This is a genomic window from Pseudomonas sp. 18058 (genome assembly GCF_902706155.1).
Taxonomy (GTDB): domain Bacteria; phylum Pseudomonadota; class Gammaproteobacteria; order Pseudomonadales; family Pseudomonadaceae; genus Aquipseudomonas; species Aquipseudomonas rustica.
On record NZ_CACSJY010000084.1, the window covers coordinates 1 to 16,507 of the forward strand.

The window sequence follows — 16,507 nt, forward strand, 5'->3', positions numbered from 1 at the left end:
GGTCTGACGCCTTCGCGGGCAAGCCTTGCTCCTACAGAAGTTTGAGCTGGATTACTGGCCGGAGGCTGGCATCGCCGGGATTGGTTCGGATGCCGGCGGTCAGCGGAGTATCACGCAACCTTTGGCCACACTAAAAACCACTGTGGGAGCGGGCTTGCTCGCGAAGGGGCCGTGTCAGTTGATAAAGCTATCGACTGATACACCGCCTTCGCGAGCAAGCCCGCTCCCACAGGGGATATGGCTCGGCTTTGGATTACTGACCGGAGGCTGGCATCGCCTGGATTGGCTCGGACGGTGGCGGGATGTCTGTTGGATTGGCCGGTGGCGTGATCACTTCCGGTGTCGGCGCGGGTTCTGCGACTGGAGCCGGGGTGATTGGCGCGGACTCCGCAGGTGGGGCAACAGGTTCAGAGCTGACCGGGGCAACTTCGGCTGGTGCCGGCGCCGGTTCTGCAGCAGGTGCAGGCGTCGCAACCGGAGCAGGCGTCGGGGCTGGAGCGGTTTCTGCCGCCGGCACCGGTGCCAATGGCGCAGCCACAGGTTTCGGCTCAGGTACGCCGAGATCAGCCTTCGGCTTCTCTTCGATGTGCGCCGCTTTCTTCGCATCCGCCGGCAGGAACTGCTCGACCAACGTGAAGAAACGCTCGTAGAACTTCTGCGAAATCACCGTCTCGCTGGCGACTTTCACCATCGAGTCGTCCGACGAGCCGATCGGCATCGACACCGAGCCCAACACGCCAACACCGAGGCTGGCCGAGTTGTTGGTCTTCTTCAGTGCATAGCGATCCTGCAGGGCGTTGGCGAACATTGTCGCGTGATGTTTGCCGCTGCTGTCTTCGGCGCAGACCACGTTGAAGCTGATCTCCAAGTGCGTATCGCCGGTCTGCTGGAAGCTCTTGTGGCCACTGACCAGTTTCGGGTCGCTGCTGGTGATGATGTAACCCTGGCTAAGCAACGCACGCCGTGCGGCTTCGCAACTGGCGGTGTCGGCGACCGGGTAATTACGCGAAAACATGCCGGAATCGTCGAAATTCTCATGCTCATACATCGGCTTGTCTTTCGAACAGCCGGCGACAGAAGCCACCAACAACGCCAAACCGACAACACGCAAGGGAGTGGAAATCAACATTAAACATCCTGGGGGAAAACAGTCCGGGGCGTATTGTGCAACAGATCGCTGACCCGCGCCGTATGGATTAGTGTCTTGAAACAGTTACAACTCTATCCGACCGTCATTTACCGGAAAAAGTCGCAACGCCAAATGATCGATGAAAACCCGCAACTTCGCGGTGGCGTGGCGACTCGACGGCCACAACACCCAGAACTGCCCGACATGTTGCAGATGCGTATCCAGCACCCGATGCAGCAACCCCTGCGATTCCGCGTCGCGGGTCATGAAATCCGGCAGGCAGGCAATGCCCATCCCCGCCAGCGCCGCGTGGCTCACCGCCTCAATGGACGTACTCACCAGCCGGGGCGGCAATTTCGGCTCATCCGCACCCTCCTCACGCCGTAGCGGCCACGGCTCGAGTTTGCCAGTGGCGTGAAAGATGTGACGCAAACAGGCGTGATCGGCCAGCTCGGCAGGCTGTTGCGGCGTACCCCGCTGCTGCAGATATGCGGGACTGGCGACCAACACCATCCGAAATTCCCCCAACGGCCGCGCCATCAACCGCGAGTCACGCGGTTTGCCGGTGCGAATCACCGCGTCGAAGCCCTCCTCCACCACATCGACCATGCGATCGGTCAAATCCAGATCCAGCTCAATCTGCGGGTACAGCGTCATGAACTCGGTCATCACCGGCATCACCAGACCCAACACCTGCGGCACACTGATACGCAATTTTCCCTGCGGTTGCGCAGCGGCATCACACAGTTCGAACTCTGCAGCCTCAACATCCGCCAGAATTTTACGGCAACGCTGTAGGAACAATGCCCCCTCGCTGGTCAGCGTGATACTACGCGTGGTGCGATGAAACAAGCGCACCCCCAGCCGCGCCTCCAGACGCGCAATGCTTTTGCCAACTGCCGATGAAGACACCCCGGTCAGCCGACCCGCCTCAGTAAAACTGCGCGTCTCGGCGACCTGAATGAATACCGAAATACTGCCAAGGCGATCCATACACCCTCCCGATTCAAGACATCCGTGTCCGATATGTTCGGAACCTTAACCTGTTTTTCGCCAAGTCGCAGCGCCCTACCCTGTGCACTCGTTGACCTTTGCCCACGGATGAATGCTCATGAACGACGCACAACTCACCTGCCGCCCACTTGAAGCTTCGCTCCAACAACGCGAACGCTTACCCCTCGGCGCCCTGCTGGCCCTGGCCACCGCCGGCTTCATCACCGTTATGACCGAAGCCCTGCCCGCCGGCCTGCTGCCACAAATGAGCAGCGGCTTGAACGTCTCCCAGGCACTGATCGGACAACTGGTGACGATGTACGCCATCGGCTCAATACTCGCCGCCATTCCACTAACCCTCGCCACCCGTAGCTGGCGCCGACGCCCCCTGCTGCTCTCCGCCATCGGCGGCTTCGCCATCGCCAACAGCATCACCGCCCTTTCGGAGTTGTACTGGCTAACCCTGATCGCACGCCTGATTGCCGGCATATTCGCCGGCCTGCTCTGGGCACTACTCGCCGGCTACGCCAGCCGCATGGTCGCCCCCCATCTGCAAGGCCGCGCCATCACCGTCGCTATGCTTGGCGCCCCCATTGCGCTTTCACTGGGCATCCCGGCCGGCACCCTGCTCGGCACCTTGATCGGCTGGCGCCTGAGCTTCGCCATCATGACCGCCCTGACCGTGCTGCTAGTGATCTGGGTACGCTGGCAAGTCCCCGACTTCGCCGGAGAACCAGAAGGAAAACGTCTGCCATTGCGTAAGGTATTTACCCTCCCGGGCGTACGACCGGTGCTGTTCGTGACCTTGACCTACGTCGTCGCACACAATCTGCTCTACACCTACATCGCCCCGTTCCTGAAACCGTCCGGACTCGATGCCTCCGTTGACCGCGTGCTGCTGGTGTTCGGCCTGGCGTCGGTGCTGAGCTTGTGGATCGTCGGTAGCCTGATTGATCGCTGGCTACGCGAATTGGTACTGATCAGCGCAGCACTGTTCATGCTGTCAGCGATTGTGTTGGGTTTGTGGCGCGAGTCCGCCGGCGTGATCTATATCGCTACGGCAGTTTGGGGCCTCGCATTTGGTGCGATGCCTTCGCTGCTGCAAACAGCCTCGGCGAAAACGGCGAAGGATGCTGCGGATACTGCGCAATCGATGTTGGTGACGTTGTGGAATGTCGGAATTGCGGGTGGTGGATTGGCTGGGGGGTTGTTGCTGGATAATTTAGGGGTTGGAGCGTTTCCATGGATTGTGATCGCGTTGTTGCTGATGAGTCTGTGTGCGACGGTGACAGCGAGAACCCATGGGTTTCCGCGAACCAGATAAGGGTGAACACAGGCATTTAGACTTTGGTTGGCTGACAGGTTGCCTTCGCTAGCAGGCTAGCTCCCACAGGGATTGAGTACAGGGCAGCCTTCGCGAGCAAGCTCTGCTCCTACACAAGCAAGATCAAAAGATCGCAGCCTTCGGCAGCTCCTACATGAAATCGCGGCGAACCCAAGCCAAACACTAGGCCGAGTGTCAGCTCGCCTGCTTTTGATCTTAGAGCCCGTCGGGAGGCTGAGTGGAGGGATTCATACGGGGAAAGCATCGAGAGGAGGTGCAGCGAAGCAAACCGTAGGCGATGCCCCCGGATGAACCCGGAGCGAAGGAACCCGAGCCTTAGCGAGGGCCGGACGTCAGGGCAAAGCGTTTTGGTTACTTTTGGGCGTCTGCAAAAGTGACCCGCCGTAAGGGCGGAACCAATAACAGCCATCACCCAAAAAACGGATATACACCCAACCCCCCCAACCAAAAAAAAAGCCCCAACTCACGTCAGGGCTTTCTCTAAAACTCAGTCAACGATCAAAACCGCTTGATCTCAGCCTGAGCTTCCAACTGTTTACGATACGCCGCAAAGTCCTGCTGACCTTCACGCGACGCCAGGAAGCGACGGTACTGCACCTTCTCTTCCTCAGTCGGTGCAGCCGCTTCATTCACGCCATTCAGACGCACAATCATCAAACTACCGTCCGGCAACGTCACACTGCTAAACGTAGGCTTGTCCTTGGCAGCCGGCTTCGGCATACGGAACAACGCCTGCAGAACCGCCGGATCAACACCTTCCTGCGCACGAGTGGCCGCTTGGGTGACTTTCCAGTTCTGCGCATCAACTGCCTTGCCTTCACGCAGATCAGCAATCAGCTTCTCGGCCTGAGTCTTGGCAGCCGCGCTGGCATGCTCTTTGGTCAACTGAGCGCGGATAGCCACGTTCACGCTTTCCAGAGGCAATTGCGCAGGCTTCAAGTGTTCCTTGGCACGCAACACAACCACGGTATCCGGATCCAGCTCGATGGCGGTGCTGTTGGCGCCTTCATCAATCACTTCAGTGCTGAATGCAGCAGTCACCACAGCACGGTTGGCCGCCAGACCTTCGCCACCTTCACGGCCAAACGGCTTGGAGGTGTGCACGGTCAGTTTCAGATCCGCCGCTGGCTGGGCCAGGTCGGAAGCTTCGAACGCGGAGTCTTCCAGTTGCTTGGTCGCCTCGACGAAACGCTGCTCAACCTGCGCGGCTTTCAGATCGCGGGTCAGCTTGTCTTTCAGGCTGGCCAGGGTTGGCACTTCTGGCGCTTCAACACCCAGCAGCTTGATCAGGTGGTAACCGAAATCGGTGCGAACCGGCTCGGAGACTTGATCCTTGTTCAGCGAGTACAGGGCTTTTTCGAAGGCCGGGTCGTAAACGCCAGGGCCTGCGAAACCGAGGTCACCGCCATTGTTGGCCGAACCCGGATCCTGCGAGAACTCCTTGGCCAGCGCTTCGAATTTCTCGCCCTTGGCCAAACGCGCCTGGACGTCTTCGATCTTCGCTTTAGCCTGAGCTTCAGTAGTCTTGTCGTTCACTTCGATCAGGATGTGCGCAGCACGACGCTGTTCCGACAGGTTGGCGATATCTTTCTGATACGCCGCCTGCAGGTCTTCATCTTTCACGGTGACCTGGTCGAAGAACGAGGCCTTCTTCAGCTCAACGTAATCGACGATCACCTGATCCGGAGTCATGAACTCTTTGGCGTGTTCGTCGTAGTAAGCCTTGACCTCATCGTCAGTCAGCTTGACCGAGGCTGGGTCGGCTTTGACGCTCAGGGTGGCGAAATCACGGGTCTGTTTTTCCAGACGGGCAAAGGCCAGCACTTCAGCGTCGGTGACGAAACCGCTGCCGCCGATACCGGCACGCAGTTGGCCGATCAGCATTTCCTGAGCCAGCATCTGGCGGAATTGCATACGGCTATAGCCCAGTTGACGGATCACCTGGTCGAAACGATCGGAGCTGAACTTGCCGTCCACCTGGAATTCAGGGGTTTGCAGGATCACCTGATCCAGAGCGCCTTCGGAGAAAGCGAACTTCGATTGTTCTGCGCCTTGCAGCAGCAGCTTGCGATCAATCAAACCCTTGAGGGCCGATTCGCGAAGCATTTTTTCATCCAGCAGCGAAGCGTCGAAATCTTTGCCCAGCTGTTGCATCAGCTGACGGCGTTGCATATCAACCGCCTGGCTAAGCTCGTTCTGGCTGATCTCTTCACCATTGACCTGGGCCGCCTCGTTCTTGTGAGTCGTGGCCTGGAAAATGGCGTCGAAACCGGTCAAAGCCATCAGCAAAATGATGGCCCCGATAATGGTCTTGGCAATCCAGCCTTGTGAATTGTCCCTGATATTCTGCAGCATGCGTCCCCCAGAAACGGTTGAACTTCAAATTAGGCAACCGTGGAGCGTGGGTAGAATCCGGATAGAAGAAAGGCGCATCCGAGGATGCGCCTTCTCGTAACTGGCGGAGCGGACAGGGCTCGAACCCTCGATCCCGGCGTTACAGGCGCCTGTTTCAGCGACCTGCTCTACCGCTCCGCTGCCAAGTCAGGGATGACCCCGACCCGGATGGGTAAAAACTTGTAACGAACTTAGTTAACCGCTTCTTTCAGTGCTTTGCCGGCTTTGAAGCCTGGTTTTTTAGCAGCAGCGATTTGCAGCGTCTTGCCGGTCTGTGGGTTACGACCAACGCGAGCTGGACGATCAGTCACGGAGAACGTACCGAAACCAACCAGAACAACGGAGTCGCCAGCCTTGAGAGCGCCAGTGACGGATTCGATTACAGCGTCCAGCGCACGGCCAGCAGCAGCTTTCGGGATATCAGCGGATGCAGCGATAGCATCAATCAGTTCCGACTTGTTCACTCTAAGTCCCCTTATATCTATTTTGAGATGATTCTAAGTTTTTTGGTGAAAGCAAAAACGAGTGCTGAATGGCCTACAGACACTTAAGAGCCGCTTTATAACAAGGGCTCTAAAAAGCTGTCAAGGAAGCCACCCAGGCAAAAGCATACTAATGCGTGCTAATTCTTTCCTTAGCATCAGACTCACGTTTTTCATCCTTGGCAACTATCTCCGGAGCCACATCCGGCAAGGGCTCCGGCGCGTATTGCAGCGCAATTTGCAGGACCTCGTCAATCCATTTAACCGGTTTAATCTGCAGATCCTGCTTGATGTTGTCCGGAATCTCCTTGAGATCACGTACGTTTTCTTCAGGAATAATCACAACCTTGATTCCACCGCGGTGTGCCGCGAGCAGTTTTTCCTTCAGACCACCAATTGCCAGCACTTGACCGCGCAAGGTGATTTCACCGGTCATGGCGACATCAGCGCGCACCGGAATGCCGGTCAATGCCGACACCAAGGCCGTGCACATGCCTACACCGGCGCTAGGACCGTCTTTCGGGGTCGCGCCTTCCGGCATGTGAATGTGCGTGTCGCGCTTCTCGTGGAAGTCCACAGGAATGCCCAGGCTCTTGGCACGGCTGCGCACGACGGTTAGGGCTGCGGTGATCGATTCGACCATCACATCACCCAACGAACCGGTCTTGATCAGTTGACCTTTACCCGGCACGACAGCAGCTTCGATGGTCAGCAATTCGCCGCCAACCTGAGTCCAGGCAAGGCCGGTCACTTGACCGATCTGATCCTGTTGCTCAGCCAGACCGTAACGGAATTTACGTACGCCGAGGAAGTGTTCCAGCAAGTCAGCTGTCACTTTTACCGAGAAGCGTTTTTCCAGCGCGTGCTCTTTCACAGCCTTGCGGCAGACCTTGGCGATCTGACGTTCGAGGCCACGCACACCGGCTTCACGGGTGTAGTAACGGATGATGTCGCGGATCGCTTCTTCATCAAATTCAATCTCGCCCTTCTTCAGACCGTTAGCGGTGATCTGTTTTGGCGAGAGATATTTGACGGCAATGTTGATCTTTTCGTCTTCGGTGTAGCCCGGCAGACGGATGACTTCCATGCGGTCGAGCAGCGCCGGCGGGATGTTCATCGAGTTCGAGGTGCACAGGAACATCACATCCGAGAGGTCGTAATCGACTTCCAGATAGTGATCGTTGAAGTTGTGGTTTTGCTCTGGATCGAGCACTTCCAGCAACGCCGACGCCGGATCGCCACGCATGTCGCTGCCCATTTTGTCGATTTCATCGAGCAGGAACAGCGGGTTGCGAACGCCCACTTTTGTCATCTTTTGAATCAATCTTCCCGGCATCGAACCGATGTAAGTCCGGCGGTGACCACGAATTTCCGCTTCATCCCGCACACCACCGAGGGCCATGCGCACGAATTTACGGTTGGTGGCGTGAGCGATCGACTCGGCCAGCGAGGTTTTACCCACGCCAGGAGGACCGACCAGGCACAACACCGGGCCACGAATTTTTTTCACACGTTTTTGCACGGCGAGGTATTCAAGGATTCGTTCCTTGACCTCTTCGAGGCCGTAGTGGTCGGCGTCGAGAATGTCTTCAGCGCGCGCCAGATCAAGGCGTACCTTGCTCTGTGCCTTCCACGGCACCTGCACCAGCCAGTCGATGTACGAGCGCACCACGGTGGCCTCAGCGGACATCGGCGACATTTGCTTGAGCTTGTTCAGCTCGGCCGTGGCTTTGGCCAACGCGTCTTTCGGCAGACCGGCAGCGTCGATACGCTTTTTCAGGTCTTCGATTTCGTTGTGGCCTTCGTCGCTGTCGCCGAGTTCTTTCTGAATGGCCTTCATCTGCTCATTCAGGTAGTACTCGCGCTGACTGCGCTCCATTTGCTTTTTGACGCGGCCACGAATGCGTTTTTCGACTTGCAGCAGATCGATCTCGGCATCCAGCAGCGCCAGAACGTGCTCGACCCGGGCCGACAAATCGATGATTTCGAGGATTTCCTGCTTCTGCTCGATTTTCAGCGCCATGTGCGCGGCCATGGTGTCGACCAGACGACCCGGCTCATCGATGCTGTTGAGCGACGACAGGACTTCAGCCGGGACTTTTTTGCCCAACTGCACATATTGTTCGAACTGCGACAGCAGTGTGCGCACGAACACTTCGGATTCGCGCTCGGCGGCGTCGACTTCTTCGATCAGCGAGACTTCAGCGCGGCAGTGGCCGTCAACTTCGCTGAAACGCTCAACAGTACCGCGCTGCTCACCCTCGACCAGCACTTTGACAGTGCCGTCAGGCAGCTTGAGCAGTTGCAGAACGGTAGCGATGGTACCTACGCGATAGAGAGCGTCTTCACCGGGATCGTCGTCAGCCGGGTTTCTCTGGGCCAGCAGCAGGATCTGCTTGTCGCCCGTCATCGCGGCCTCGAGGGCTTCGATGGATTTCTCGCGCCCCACGAACAGTGGGATAACCATGTGCGGATAAACCACGACATCACGCAATGGCAGGAGAGGCAATTCGATGGTTGTCTTCATGATTTCGCCTCTACGGCGGCCATATGGCCGTAATCAGATGGAATTGAGCTTGAAACCAAGATGGGGGCTGCCTTGAAAAAAAACAAGCGCAAAGCGGATGTAAAAAATGCCATAAAAAAAAAGAGGCCCGAAGGCCCCTTCTTTGTTGCGGCAGGGTGGACGCTTACGCGTCCGGTGCTGCCTTGGCTGCCGGCTCACTGTTTTCGTAGATATACAGTGGCTTGGACTTGCCTTCGATCACGCTTTCATCGATCACGACTTTGCTCACCTCAGACTGCGATGGGATTTCATACATCGTGTCGAGCAATACACCTTCGAGAATCGAGCGCAGGCCACGAGCACCGGTCTTTCGTTCCAGGGCACGTTTGGCGACGGATTTCAGCGCGTCAGCACGGAATTCCAGATCGACGCCTTCCATCTCGAACAGCTTGGCATACTGTTTGGTCAGAGCATTCTTCGGCTCGGTGAGAATCTGCATCAGCGCAGCCTCGTCGAGCTCGTCCAGCGTCGCAAGTACCGGCAGACGACCGACGAATTCCGGGATCAGACCGAACTTGACCAGATCGTCAGGCTCGACTTCACGCAGGGATTCACCGACTTTCTTGCCTTCTTCCTTGCTGCGCACTTCTGCGTTGAAACCGATGCCGCCTTTGGTGGAACGGTTTTGAATAACCTTTTCCAGACCCGAGAACGCACCACCGCAGATGAACAGGATGTTACGGGTGTCGACCTGCAGGAATTCCTGCTGCGGATGCTTGCGGCCACCTTGCGGCGGTACGGAAGCGACCGTGCCTTCGATCAACTTGAGCAAGGCCTGCTGCACGCCTTCACCGGAAACGTCCCGGGTGATCGACGGGTTGTCGGACTTGCGCGAAATCTTGTCGATTTCATCGATGTAGACAATACCCATCTGGGCTTTCTCTACGTCGTAATCGCACTTCTGCAGCAGCTTCTGAATGATGTTCTCGACGTCTTCACCTACATAACCCGCCTCGGTGAGGGTGGTTGCGTCGGCGATGGTGAACGGAACGTTCAGCAAGCGGGCCAGTGTTTCGGCCAGCAGGGTTTTACCGGAGCCTGTCGGGCCGATCAGCAGGATGTTGCTCTTGCCGAGTTCGACGTCGTCAGCCTTTTTGTCACGCTGGTTAAGGCGCTTGTAGTGGTTGTACACCGCTACGGCCAGAACCTTTTTCGCACGCTCCTGACCAATGACGTATTGATCAAGGATGCCGCTGATTTCTTTAGGCGAAGGCAATTTATGCGCGCTGCTCTCGGCCTGTGCTTCCTGCACCTCCTCGCGGATGATGTCATTGCACAGGTCGACGCACTCGTCGCAGATAAAGACCGAGGGGCCGGCAATCAATTTGCGCACTTCATGCTGGCTTTTGCCACAGAAGGAGCAATAGAGCAGCTTGCCGTTGTCCTCGCCGTTGCGGGTGTCAGTCATTCGTTCGATCCAAATCCGATAGGCTTGCAACACAAGATGAAGGCTATTGCGGGCTTTTTCAAGCCCGCTGGCGAACAGACTCGCCGACCAAGCCTATTTTGAGTTGCTTATTTTAAGCTGGGCGCTGGTTGATCACTTCATCGATCAAGCCGTATTCCTTCGCAGCTTCTGCACTCATGAAGTTATCGCGGTTGGTATCACGCTCGATTTCTTCAAGGGTACGCCCACTGTGCTTGGCCATCAGCGTGTTCAGGCGCTCGCGGATGAAGAGGATTTCCTTGGCATGGATTTCGATATCCGATGCCTGGCCCTGGAAACCGCCCAGTGGCTGGTGAATCATCACACGCGAGTTCGGCAGGCAGAAACGCTTGCCAGGTGCACCGGCGGTCAACAAGAACGCGCCCATGCTGCAGGCCTGACCGATGCAGGTGGTCGACACATTGGGTTTGATGAACTGCATGGTGTCGTAGATCGACATGCCAGCCGTTACCGAACCGCCCGGGGAGTTGATATAGAGATGGATATCCTTGTCCGGGTTTTCCGCTTCAAGGAACAGCAGTTGCGCACAAATCAGGTTGGCCATGTAGTCCTCTACCGGCCCAACCAGAAAGATCACTCGCTCCTTGAGAAGGCGCGAATAGATGTCGTAGGCGCGTTCGCCACGAGCGGACTGCTCGACAACCATCGGAACCAGGCCGCCTGCGGCCTGGATATCAGAGTTCTGCTGAATATACGAATTACGGAACATGCTCTGCAGTCACTCCCAAATAGTTATGTCTTGAATACGCATAAGCCAGCTCGAAAGCTGGCTTATGTGTGTATTTCTTAACGCAAAAACAATCAGTCGGCTTGTGGAGCTTCTACCGGCTTGACTGCTTCTTCGTAAGAGACCGACTTGTCGGTCACACTAGCTTTCTGCAGAACAGTATCCACAACTTGTTCTTCCAGCACAACCGAACGCACTTCGTTCAGTTGCTGCTCGTTCTTGTAGTACCACGACACAACCTGCTCAGGCTCCTGGTAAGCGGAAGCCATTTCCTGAATCATTTCGCGAACGCGAGCTTCGTCAGGCTTCAGGTCGAATTGCTTGACCACTTCAGCAACGATCAGACCCAGCACAACGCGGCGCTTGGCTTGCTCTTCGAACAGCTCGGCCGGCAGTTGATCAGGCTTGATGTTGCCGCCGAACTGCTGAACAGCCTGCACGCGCAGACGGTCAACTTCGTTGGCCAGCAGAGCCTTAGGCACTTCGATCGGGTTGGTGGCCAGCAGACCGTCCATTACCTGATTCTTGACCTTGGATTTGATCGCCTGACGCAGTTCACGCTCCATGTTCTTGCGAACTTCGGTGCGGAAACCGTCGATGCCGCTTTCCTTGATGCCGAATTGAGCGAAGAACTCTTCGTTCAGCTCAGGCAGCTTAGGCTCGGACACAGTGTTGACGGTCACGGTGAACTCGGCGGTTTTGCCAGCCAGGTCCAGGTTCTGATAGTCCTCTGGGAAGGTCAGGTTCAGAACGCGTTCTTCGCCAGCCTTAGCGCCAACCAGACCTTCTTCGAAGCCCGGGATCATGCGGCCGGAACCCAGTACCAGCTGGGTGCCTTTGGCGGAGCCGCCAGCGAATACTTCGCCGTCAACCTTGCCAACGAAATCGATGTTCAGCTGGTCTTCGTTCTGGGCAGCGCGATCGGCCACTTCAAAACGGGTGTTCTGCTTGCGCAGGATGTCGAGCATTTTGTCCAGGTCAGCGTCAGCCACGTCAGCGCTCAGGCGCTCAACGGTGATGCCGTCGAAGCCGGCAACGGTGAACTCCGGGAACACTTCGAACACTGCGACGTATTCCAGGTCCTTGCCCGCTTCGAGCGACTTAGGCTCGATCGACGGCGAACCGGCCGGGTTCAGCTTCTGCTCAACCACAGCTTCGTAGAAGGAGGACTGGATCACGTCGCCGACAGCTTCCTGACGAGCATCAGCACCGAAACGGCGCTTGATTTCGCTCATTGGCACTTTGCCTGGACGGAAGCCAGCAATCTTGGCCTTTTGGGCAGTCTGCTGCAGACGCTTGTTGACCTGGCTCTCAATGCGCTCAGCCGGCACGGTGACGCTCATGCGGCGCTCAAGAGCAGTAGTATTTTCAACAGAAACTTGCATGGATATTCCTCGTTGCACAGACGTTAGCCGGCCGTTTCCGACCCCAGAATCAAGGGCATGCATTCTAGTGGGTCAAACTCAAGAAGTCACCCTACTGAAAACGGGTAAAAAAACAGCAGGCAATTTATCGGTGCGAATACACGAATGCATCGCGCACCACAGGCGAATACAACCAATCACGCCAAGGCTCTGCGGCAACCTCTTCTATATATAGAAGGGATCCCGATCATTCCCTGACGGCCGACCCTGCAAGCAAGACCGGCGGGCAGCGCGGCATCATCCAGAAACATCAATACGACGAAACGCCCTGCCCTGCGACCCGAAAACCGCGGTCGCCGATTTCTCAAACCGCTAAAACAAAAAAGGCGCCAGACTGTTAAATCTGGCGCCTTTCGAAATATGGGGTGGACGATGGGGATCGAACCCACGACAACGGGAGTCACAATCCCGTGCTCTACCAACTGAGCTACGCCCACCATATTGCGTAACAAAAAAGCCGTTTAACTTCTTTGTTGAACCTCATCAAGCCAACGGCATGAATGAAGCTTGTTTGGTGCGGATGAAGAGACTCGAACTCTTACGCCTCGCGGCGCTGGAACCTAAATCCAGTGTGTCTACCAATTCCACCACATCCGCGGATGAAGCTTTTAAAGCAAAGGCGCCAGACTGTTACATCTGGCGCCTTTCGAAATATGGGGTGGACGATGGGGATCGAACCCACGACAACGGGAGTCACAATCCCGTGCTCTACCAACTGAGCTACGCCCACCATATCGCGTTACTTGTGCCAAAGCTGCCTAATGGCGCACCCGGCAGGACTCGAACCTGCGACCATCCGCTTAGAAGGCGGATGCTCTATCCAGCTGAGCTACGGGCGCCTTATTAATCTGTACTCTAAAAGAACTACAAACTAAGTGCTTTCCAGTCTTCGCAAAACCGTAATCCTGCTCGACCTTCTTAACCAGTGCTAGGCTGTGCCCGACAAGTGCGACGAATAGTATAGAGCGCTCCGAAGGTCGTCAAATCCTTTTTGAAAAAAATTCATTTAATTAAAGGAGTTAGGGGAATTTGCTGACCAAGCGCCTTTGCCCTCACCGCCCGACATGCGAGAATGCGTTCTCTTTTTTTCCCCTCTCGATGGTTAATCACGCGCAATGACTGCACAACTAATCGACGGCAAATCGATCGCCGCCAGCCTGCGCCAGCAGATCGCCAAACGAGTTGCCGAGCGTCGCCAGCAAGGCCTGCGCACTCCCGGCCTCGCGGTGATCCTGGTCGGCAGCGATCCTGCCTCTCAGGTTTATGTCTCGCACAAGCGTAAAGACTGTGAAGAGGTCGGCTTCCTCTCTCAAGCCTACGACCTGCCCTCCGAAACCACGCAACAAGCGTTGACCGATCTGATCGATCGCCTCAACGACGACCCTGCGATCGACGGCATCCTCCTGCAACTGCCGCTGCCTGAGCACCTGGACGCCTCCAAATTGTTGGAGCGCATCCGCCCGGACAAAGACGTCGACGGTTTCCATCCTTATAACGTCGGCCGTCTGGCCCAGCGCATCCCGCTGCTGCGTCCGTGCACGCCTAAAGGCATCATGACCCTGCTGGAAAGCACCGGTGTTGATCTTTATGGTCTGGACGCGGTGGTCGTTGGCGCTTCCAACATCGTCGGTCGCCCGATGGCGATGGAACTGTTGCTGGCCGGTTGCACCGTGACCGTGACCCACCGCTTCACCAAGGATCTGGCCGGCCACGTCGGCCGTGCTGATCTGGTGGTCGTCGCCGCCGGCAAGCCGGGCCTGGTCAAGGGCGAGTGGATCAAGGAAGGCGCGATCGTCGTTGACGTCGGCATTAACCGTCAGGACGACGGCAAACTGGTCGGCGATGTTGTTTACGAAACCGCCCTGCCCCGCGCTGGCTGGATCACGCCAGTCCCGGGCGGTGTTGGCCCGATGACCCGTGCCTGCCTGCTGGAAAACACCCTCTACGCAGCAGAAACCCTGCACGCTTAAGTCGGTTTTTTCGCAGCATCAAAACCCCGCCCCGTGCGGGGTTTTTCGTATTCGAGAAAAAACTATAACCGTTCGCCGGAAACCCCTCTTTTTACAGGCCTTTTCACGAGATTTTCAGGTCACTCAAACAACCATCGACAGATCTTCAGCCATACTCCTAGTATTGTTTGTGGGTTTTGCTATGGGTCTCCGGGTAGATAATCCTAATGTTTATTGGGGTTTGCCTACCCTGCACCACACACCGATCTACTGCGAAACACACCCAGTGGTACAAATATTGGTACGAGATGCTGTTGCTCCCAGCGCTGAGCTGAGAGATTCACAACCGGTGTAAACCGCTAAGGAATCTAATCTATGAACACAATTTCTGTTTACGTTGATCAAGCTCGGGAAAAGGCGAATGTCGCCTTTGATCGGCATTGCGCCCAATGGGAGCTACTAGAATCAAATCCCGCGCATACTGAGCAAGACGTAGCGGTGTGGCTTTCTGTTCGGGATGAGTTCTACGATGCGCAGGCAGAATTTGAAAGGTTGATTCGCCGAACGCCTCGCTGATTTAGGCTCCGGCTTGTAACTCTGTGGTCACCTTGCCCCACCATGTCAAGGTGACCACGACAACCACGCAACCTATTGATTTACATGGGAAATATACAATTTCTTACCACGTTCAAAATCGCCACATCACCCTATAAGAATCAATAACTTAGCGTTGTATATTCCTACAGTGATTTTCAATTCTGGCCGGTAAGAACCCCGGCAGCTTTCCGAAGAGTGGCGGCATGCTGTGTCACACCATCCATGCATTTATCAATTTCGGCCTGTGGCAGCCTTAAGCATGAAAACGCATTCTGCTCCATGTCCTTGGACGCCGTGAAAAACGAATACCCAATTCCGACGAACCCCAGGGCGAAGATGAAATAAACCCCATACAACGCTTTTGCCATAACGATGACTCCTCTTTTGGTTTGATTCTTGAGGCTATCGCAAAGAATTGGCAAATGCAGTCGAAGTGCGTGCACTTTCCTCCCTCGGCGTTCTGCCGACTGAACACCAATCCAAAATCCTACAGCTCGTCGCCTCACCCTCGCTCACCGGCTGCGCCTCGATTACTGTATATCCAAACAGTACAAGCAAGGCGCACCCGTGGATCCCCTCTATATAGAAGACACCGACGATTGGCTCGGTTGCCCGACTCCGCTCCAAACCTGCCAGCATCAGCTCAGGATGTACGAAAACGAGTTCGAGGAGCTGACGCTACAGCTGCGCCAGATGCGAGAGCGGATTTTTACGTTGGTCGAAATGAACGACCAACTGGCTGCTGAAAAAACCAAGGCCGCAGCAGATCTGCAAAAAGCCGCCGAAAACGTCTCCCGCTTGCAAGACGAACGATCGGAACTGCTCCGCAAGGTGAACAGCATGTTGCTGGTATCGAAGCAACGCGATCATCTTCATCAAGAAAATCAGCGACTGCTTATGGAGAAGCGAGACCGGGAAAGCCGATAGCGCCGGGCACGGCAATCACGGCACATCCCTGAAAAAGACGTGGCCGCCCAATTTCAGGGTCTGCTTTGCCTTCAGCGACCAAGCCGGCGCCTTGATGCTGGAGGCGTAGTAGTGCGTGGCGCCGCCGGTGGGATCCGCCACCTTGCCGTCGATCACCTGGTCAGCAGCGATGCGCGCTTGGGCCAGTTCGCGAAACGGGATCTGCTTCACGCCGATCAGGAACTGATAGTTCGGGTCAGTCTTGTTCCAGCAGCTGAACTGATACGGTTTCTGGCAAACGCCCGCATACCCCTCCCCCCACCACGATTTCTCCTTTCCATCGATCACGCGGTTTCGAACTGTCCACGCTACGGCGATCTGTCCGGTCAAACTCTCGCCGCGCGCCTCGCCCCACAACGTGCGGGCGAGAACGTCACGGTCTTTTTCGGTGATGGTCATATTTTCCTCCAGACAAAAAAATACCGCTCAATGGCGGCGTCTTGGATTAAGCGGCAGCTTCTAGTGCCGCAAGCCTGGCTTCGAAACCG

The 16,507-nt window shown here is 56.3% G+C and carries 14 protein-coding genes and 4 tRNA genes; 4 read left to right on the forward strand and 14 right to left on the reverse strand.

Translation table 11 applies throughout. From position 1 onward, the window contains the following. Positions 1–253 precede the first annotated feature (253 nt). On the reverse strand, positions 254–1,129 hold the full coding sequence (locus tag GVL50_RS26835; RefSeq protein WP_159815650.1) for a DUF2242 domain-containing protein: 876 nt from the start codon (positions 1,127–1,129) through the stop codon (positions 254–256). A gap of 84 nt (positions 1,130–1,213) precedes the next feature. Continuing rightward, positions 1,214–2,122: a LysR family transcriptional regulator gene (locus GVL50_RS26840; RefSeq protein WP_159815651.1), complete on the reverse strand. Its 909-nt coding sequence runs from the start codon at positions 2,120–2,122 to the stop codon at positions 1,214–1,216. A gap of 118 nt (positions 2,123–2,240) precedes the next feature. Between GVL50_RS26840 and GVL50_RS26845 the strand changes: the two genes are divergently transcribed. Next, positions 2,241–3,446, forward strand: a complete 1,206-nt coding sequence (locus tag GVL50_RS26845) for an MFS transporter (protein WP_159815652.1) — start codon at positions 2,241–2,243, stop codon at positions 3,444–3,446. A 519-nt stretch (positions 3,447–3,965) separates the two neighbouring features. Here the strand turns inward: GVL50_RS26845 and GVL50_RS26850 are convergent. The 10 genes from GVL50_RS26850 to GVL50_RS26895 all read right to left on the reverse strand — a co-directional run bounded on the left by GVL50_RS26850 (position 3,966) and on the right by GVL50_RS26895 (position 13,346). Continuing rightward, positions 3,966–5,822 carry a SurA N-terminal domain-containing protein gene (locus tag GVL50_RS26850; protein ID WP_053121790.1) on the reverse strand — a complete coding sequence of 619 codons (1,857 nt, stop codon included), beginning with the start codon at positions 5,820–5,822 and terminating at the stop codon, positions 3,966–3,968. A gap of 230 nt (positions 5,823–6,052) precedes the next feature. Continuing rightward, on the reverse strand, positions 6,053–6,325 hold the full coding sequence (locus GVL50_RS26855) for an HU family DNA-binding protein (RefSeq protein ID WP_008077714.1): 273 nt from the start codon (positions 6,323–6,325) through the stop codon (positions 6,053–6,055). Positions 6,326–6,473: 148 nt separating this feature from the next. Then, complete coding sequence (gene lon / locus GVL50_RS26860; RefSeq protein WP_053121792.1) at positions 6,474–8,870, reverse strand: endopeptidase La; 2,397 nt, start codon at positions 8,868–8,870, stop codon at positions 6,474–6,476. 163 nt (positions 8,871–9,033) lie between these two features. Continuing rightward, positions 9,034–10,317, reverse strand: a complete 1,284-nt coding sequence (gene clpX / locus GVL50_RS26865) for an ATP-dependent Clp protease ATP-binding subunit ClpX (protein ID WP_053121794.1) — start codon at positions 10,315–10,317, stop codon at positions 9,034–9,036. 112 nt (positions 10,318–10,429) lie between these two features. Continuing rightward, complete coding sequence (gene clpP / locus GVL50_RS26870) at positions 10,430–11,065, reverse strand: ATP-dependent Clp endopeptidase proteolytic subunit ClpP (RefSeq protein ID WP_007951559.1); 636 nt, start codon at positions 11,063–11,065, stop codon at positions 10,430–10,432. A 92-nt stretch (positions 11,066–11,157) separates the two neighbouring features. Next, complete coding sequence (gene tig, locus GVL50_RS26875; protein ID WP_053121796.1) at positions 11,158–12,468, reverse strand: trigger factor; 1,311 nt, start codon at positions 12,466–12,468, stop codon at positions 11,158–11,160. Between the two features lie 400 nt (positions 12,469–12,868). Continuing rightward, positions 12,869–12,944: transfer RNA gene (locus GVL50_RS26880), tRNA-His, on the reverse strand. Between the two features lie 75 nt (positions 12,945–13,019). Then, positions 13,020–13,104 (reverse strand) — tRNA-Leu (locus GVL50_RS26885). Between the two features lie 57 nt (positions 13,105–13,161). Further along, a tRNA-His gene (locus tag GVL50_RS26890) sits at positions 13,162–13,237 on the reverse strand. Between the two features lie 32 nt (positions 13,238–13,269). Then, a tRNA-Arg gene (locus GVL50_RS26895) sits at positions 13,270–13,346 on the reverse strand. A gap of 276 nt (positions 13,347–13,622) precedes the next feature. Between GVL50_RS26895 and folD the strand changes: the two genes are divergently transcribed. Both folD and GVL50_RS26905 read left to right on the forward strand, forming a co-directional pair. Further along, entirely contained in the window at positions 13,623–14,477 is an 855-nt protein-coding gene (gene folD, locus GVL50_RS26900) for a bifunctional methylenetetrahydrofolate dehydrogenase/methenyltetrahydrofolate cyclohydrolase FolD (RefSeq protein WP_053121798.1), read from the forward strand. Positions 14,478–14,831: 354 nt separating this feature from the next. Then, positions 14,832–15,032: a hypothetical protein gene (locus GVL50_RS26905; protein ID WP_159815653.1), complete on the forward strand. Its 201-nt coding sequence runs from the start codon at positions 14,832–14,834 to the stop codon at positions 15,030–15,032. A gap of 176 nt (positions 15,033–15,208) precedes the next feature. Here GVL50_RS26905 and GVL50_RS26910 read toward each other — a convergent pair whose 3' ends face one another. Then, the gene (locus GVL50_RS26910) at positions 15,209–15,421 is read right to left on the reverse strand and encodes a hypothetical protein (RefSeq protein WP_159815654.1); all 213 of its coding nucleotides are present in this window, start codon (positions 15,419–15,421) and stop codon (positions 15,209–15,211) included. A 199-nt stretch (positions 15,422–15,620) separates the two neighbouring features. On the opposite strand from GVL50_RS26910, the gene GVL50_RS26915 reads away from it, so the two are divergent. After that, the gene (locus GVL50_RS26915) at positions 15,621–15,980 is read left to right on the forward strand and encodes a hypothetical protein (RefSeq protein WP_159815655.1); all 360 of its coding nucleotides are present in this window, start codon (positions 15,621–15,623) and stop codon (positions 15,978–15,980) included. Positions 15,981–15,995: 15 nt separating this feature from the next. On the opposite strand, the gene GVL50_RS26920 is transcribed toward GVL50_RS26915, so the two are convergent. After that, on the reverse strand, positions 15,996–16,418 hold the full coding sequence (locus GVL50_RS26920; protein WP_159815656.1) for a cell wall hydrolase: 423 nt from the start codon (positions 16,416–16,418) through the stop codon (positions 15,996–15,998). Positions 16,419–16,507 lie beyond the last annotated feature (89 nt).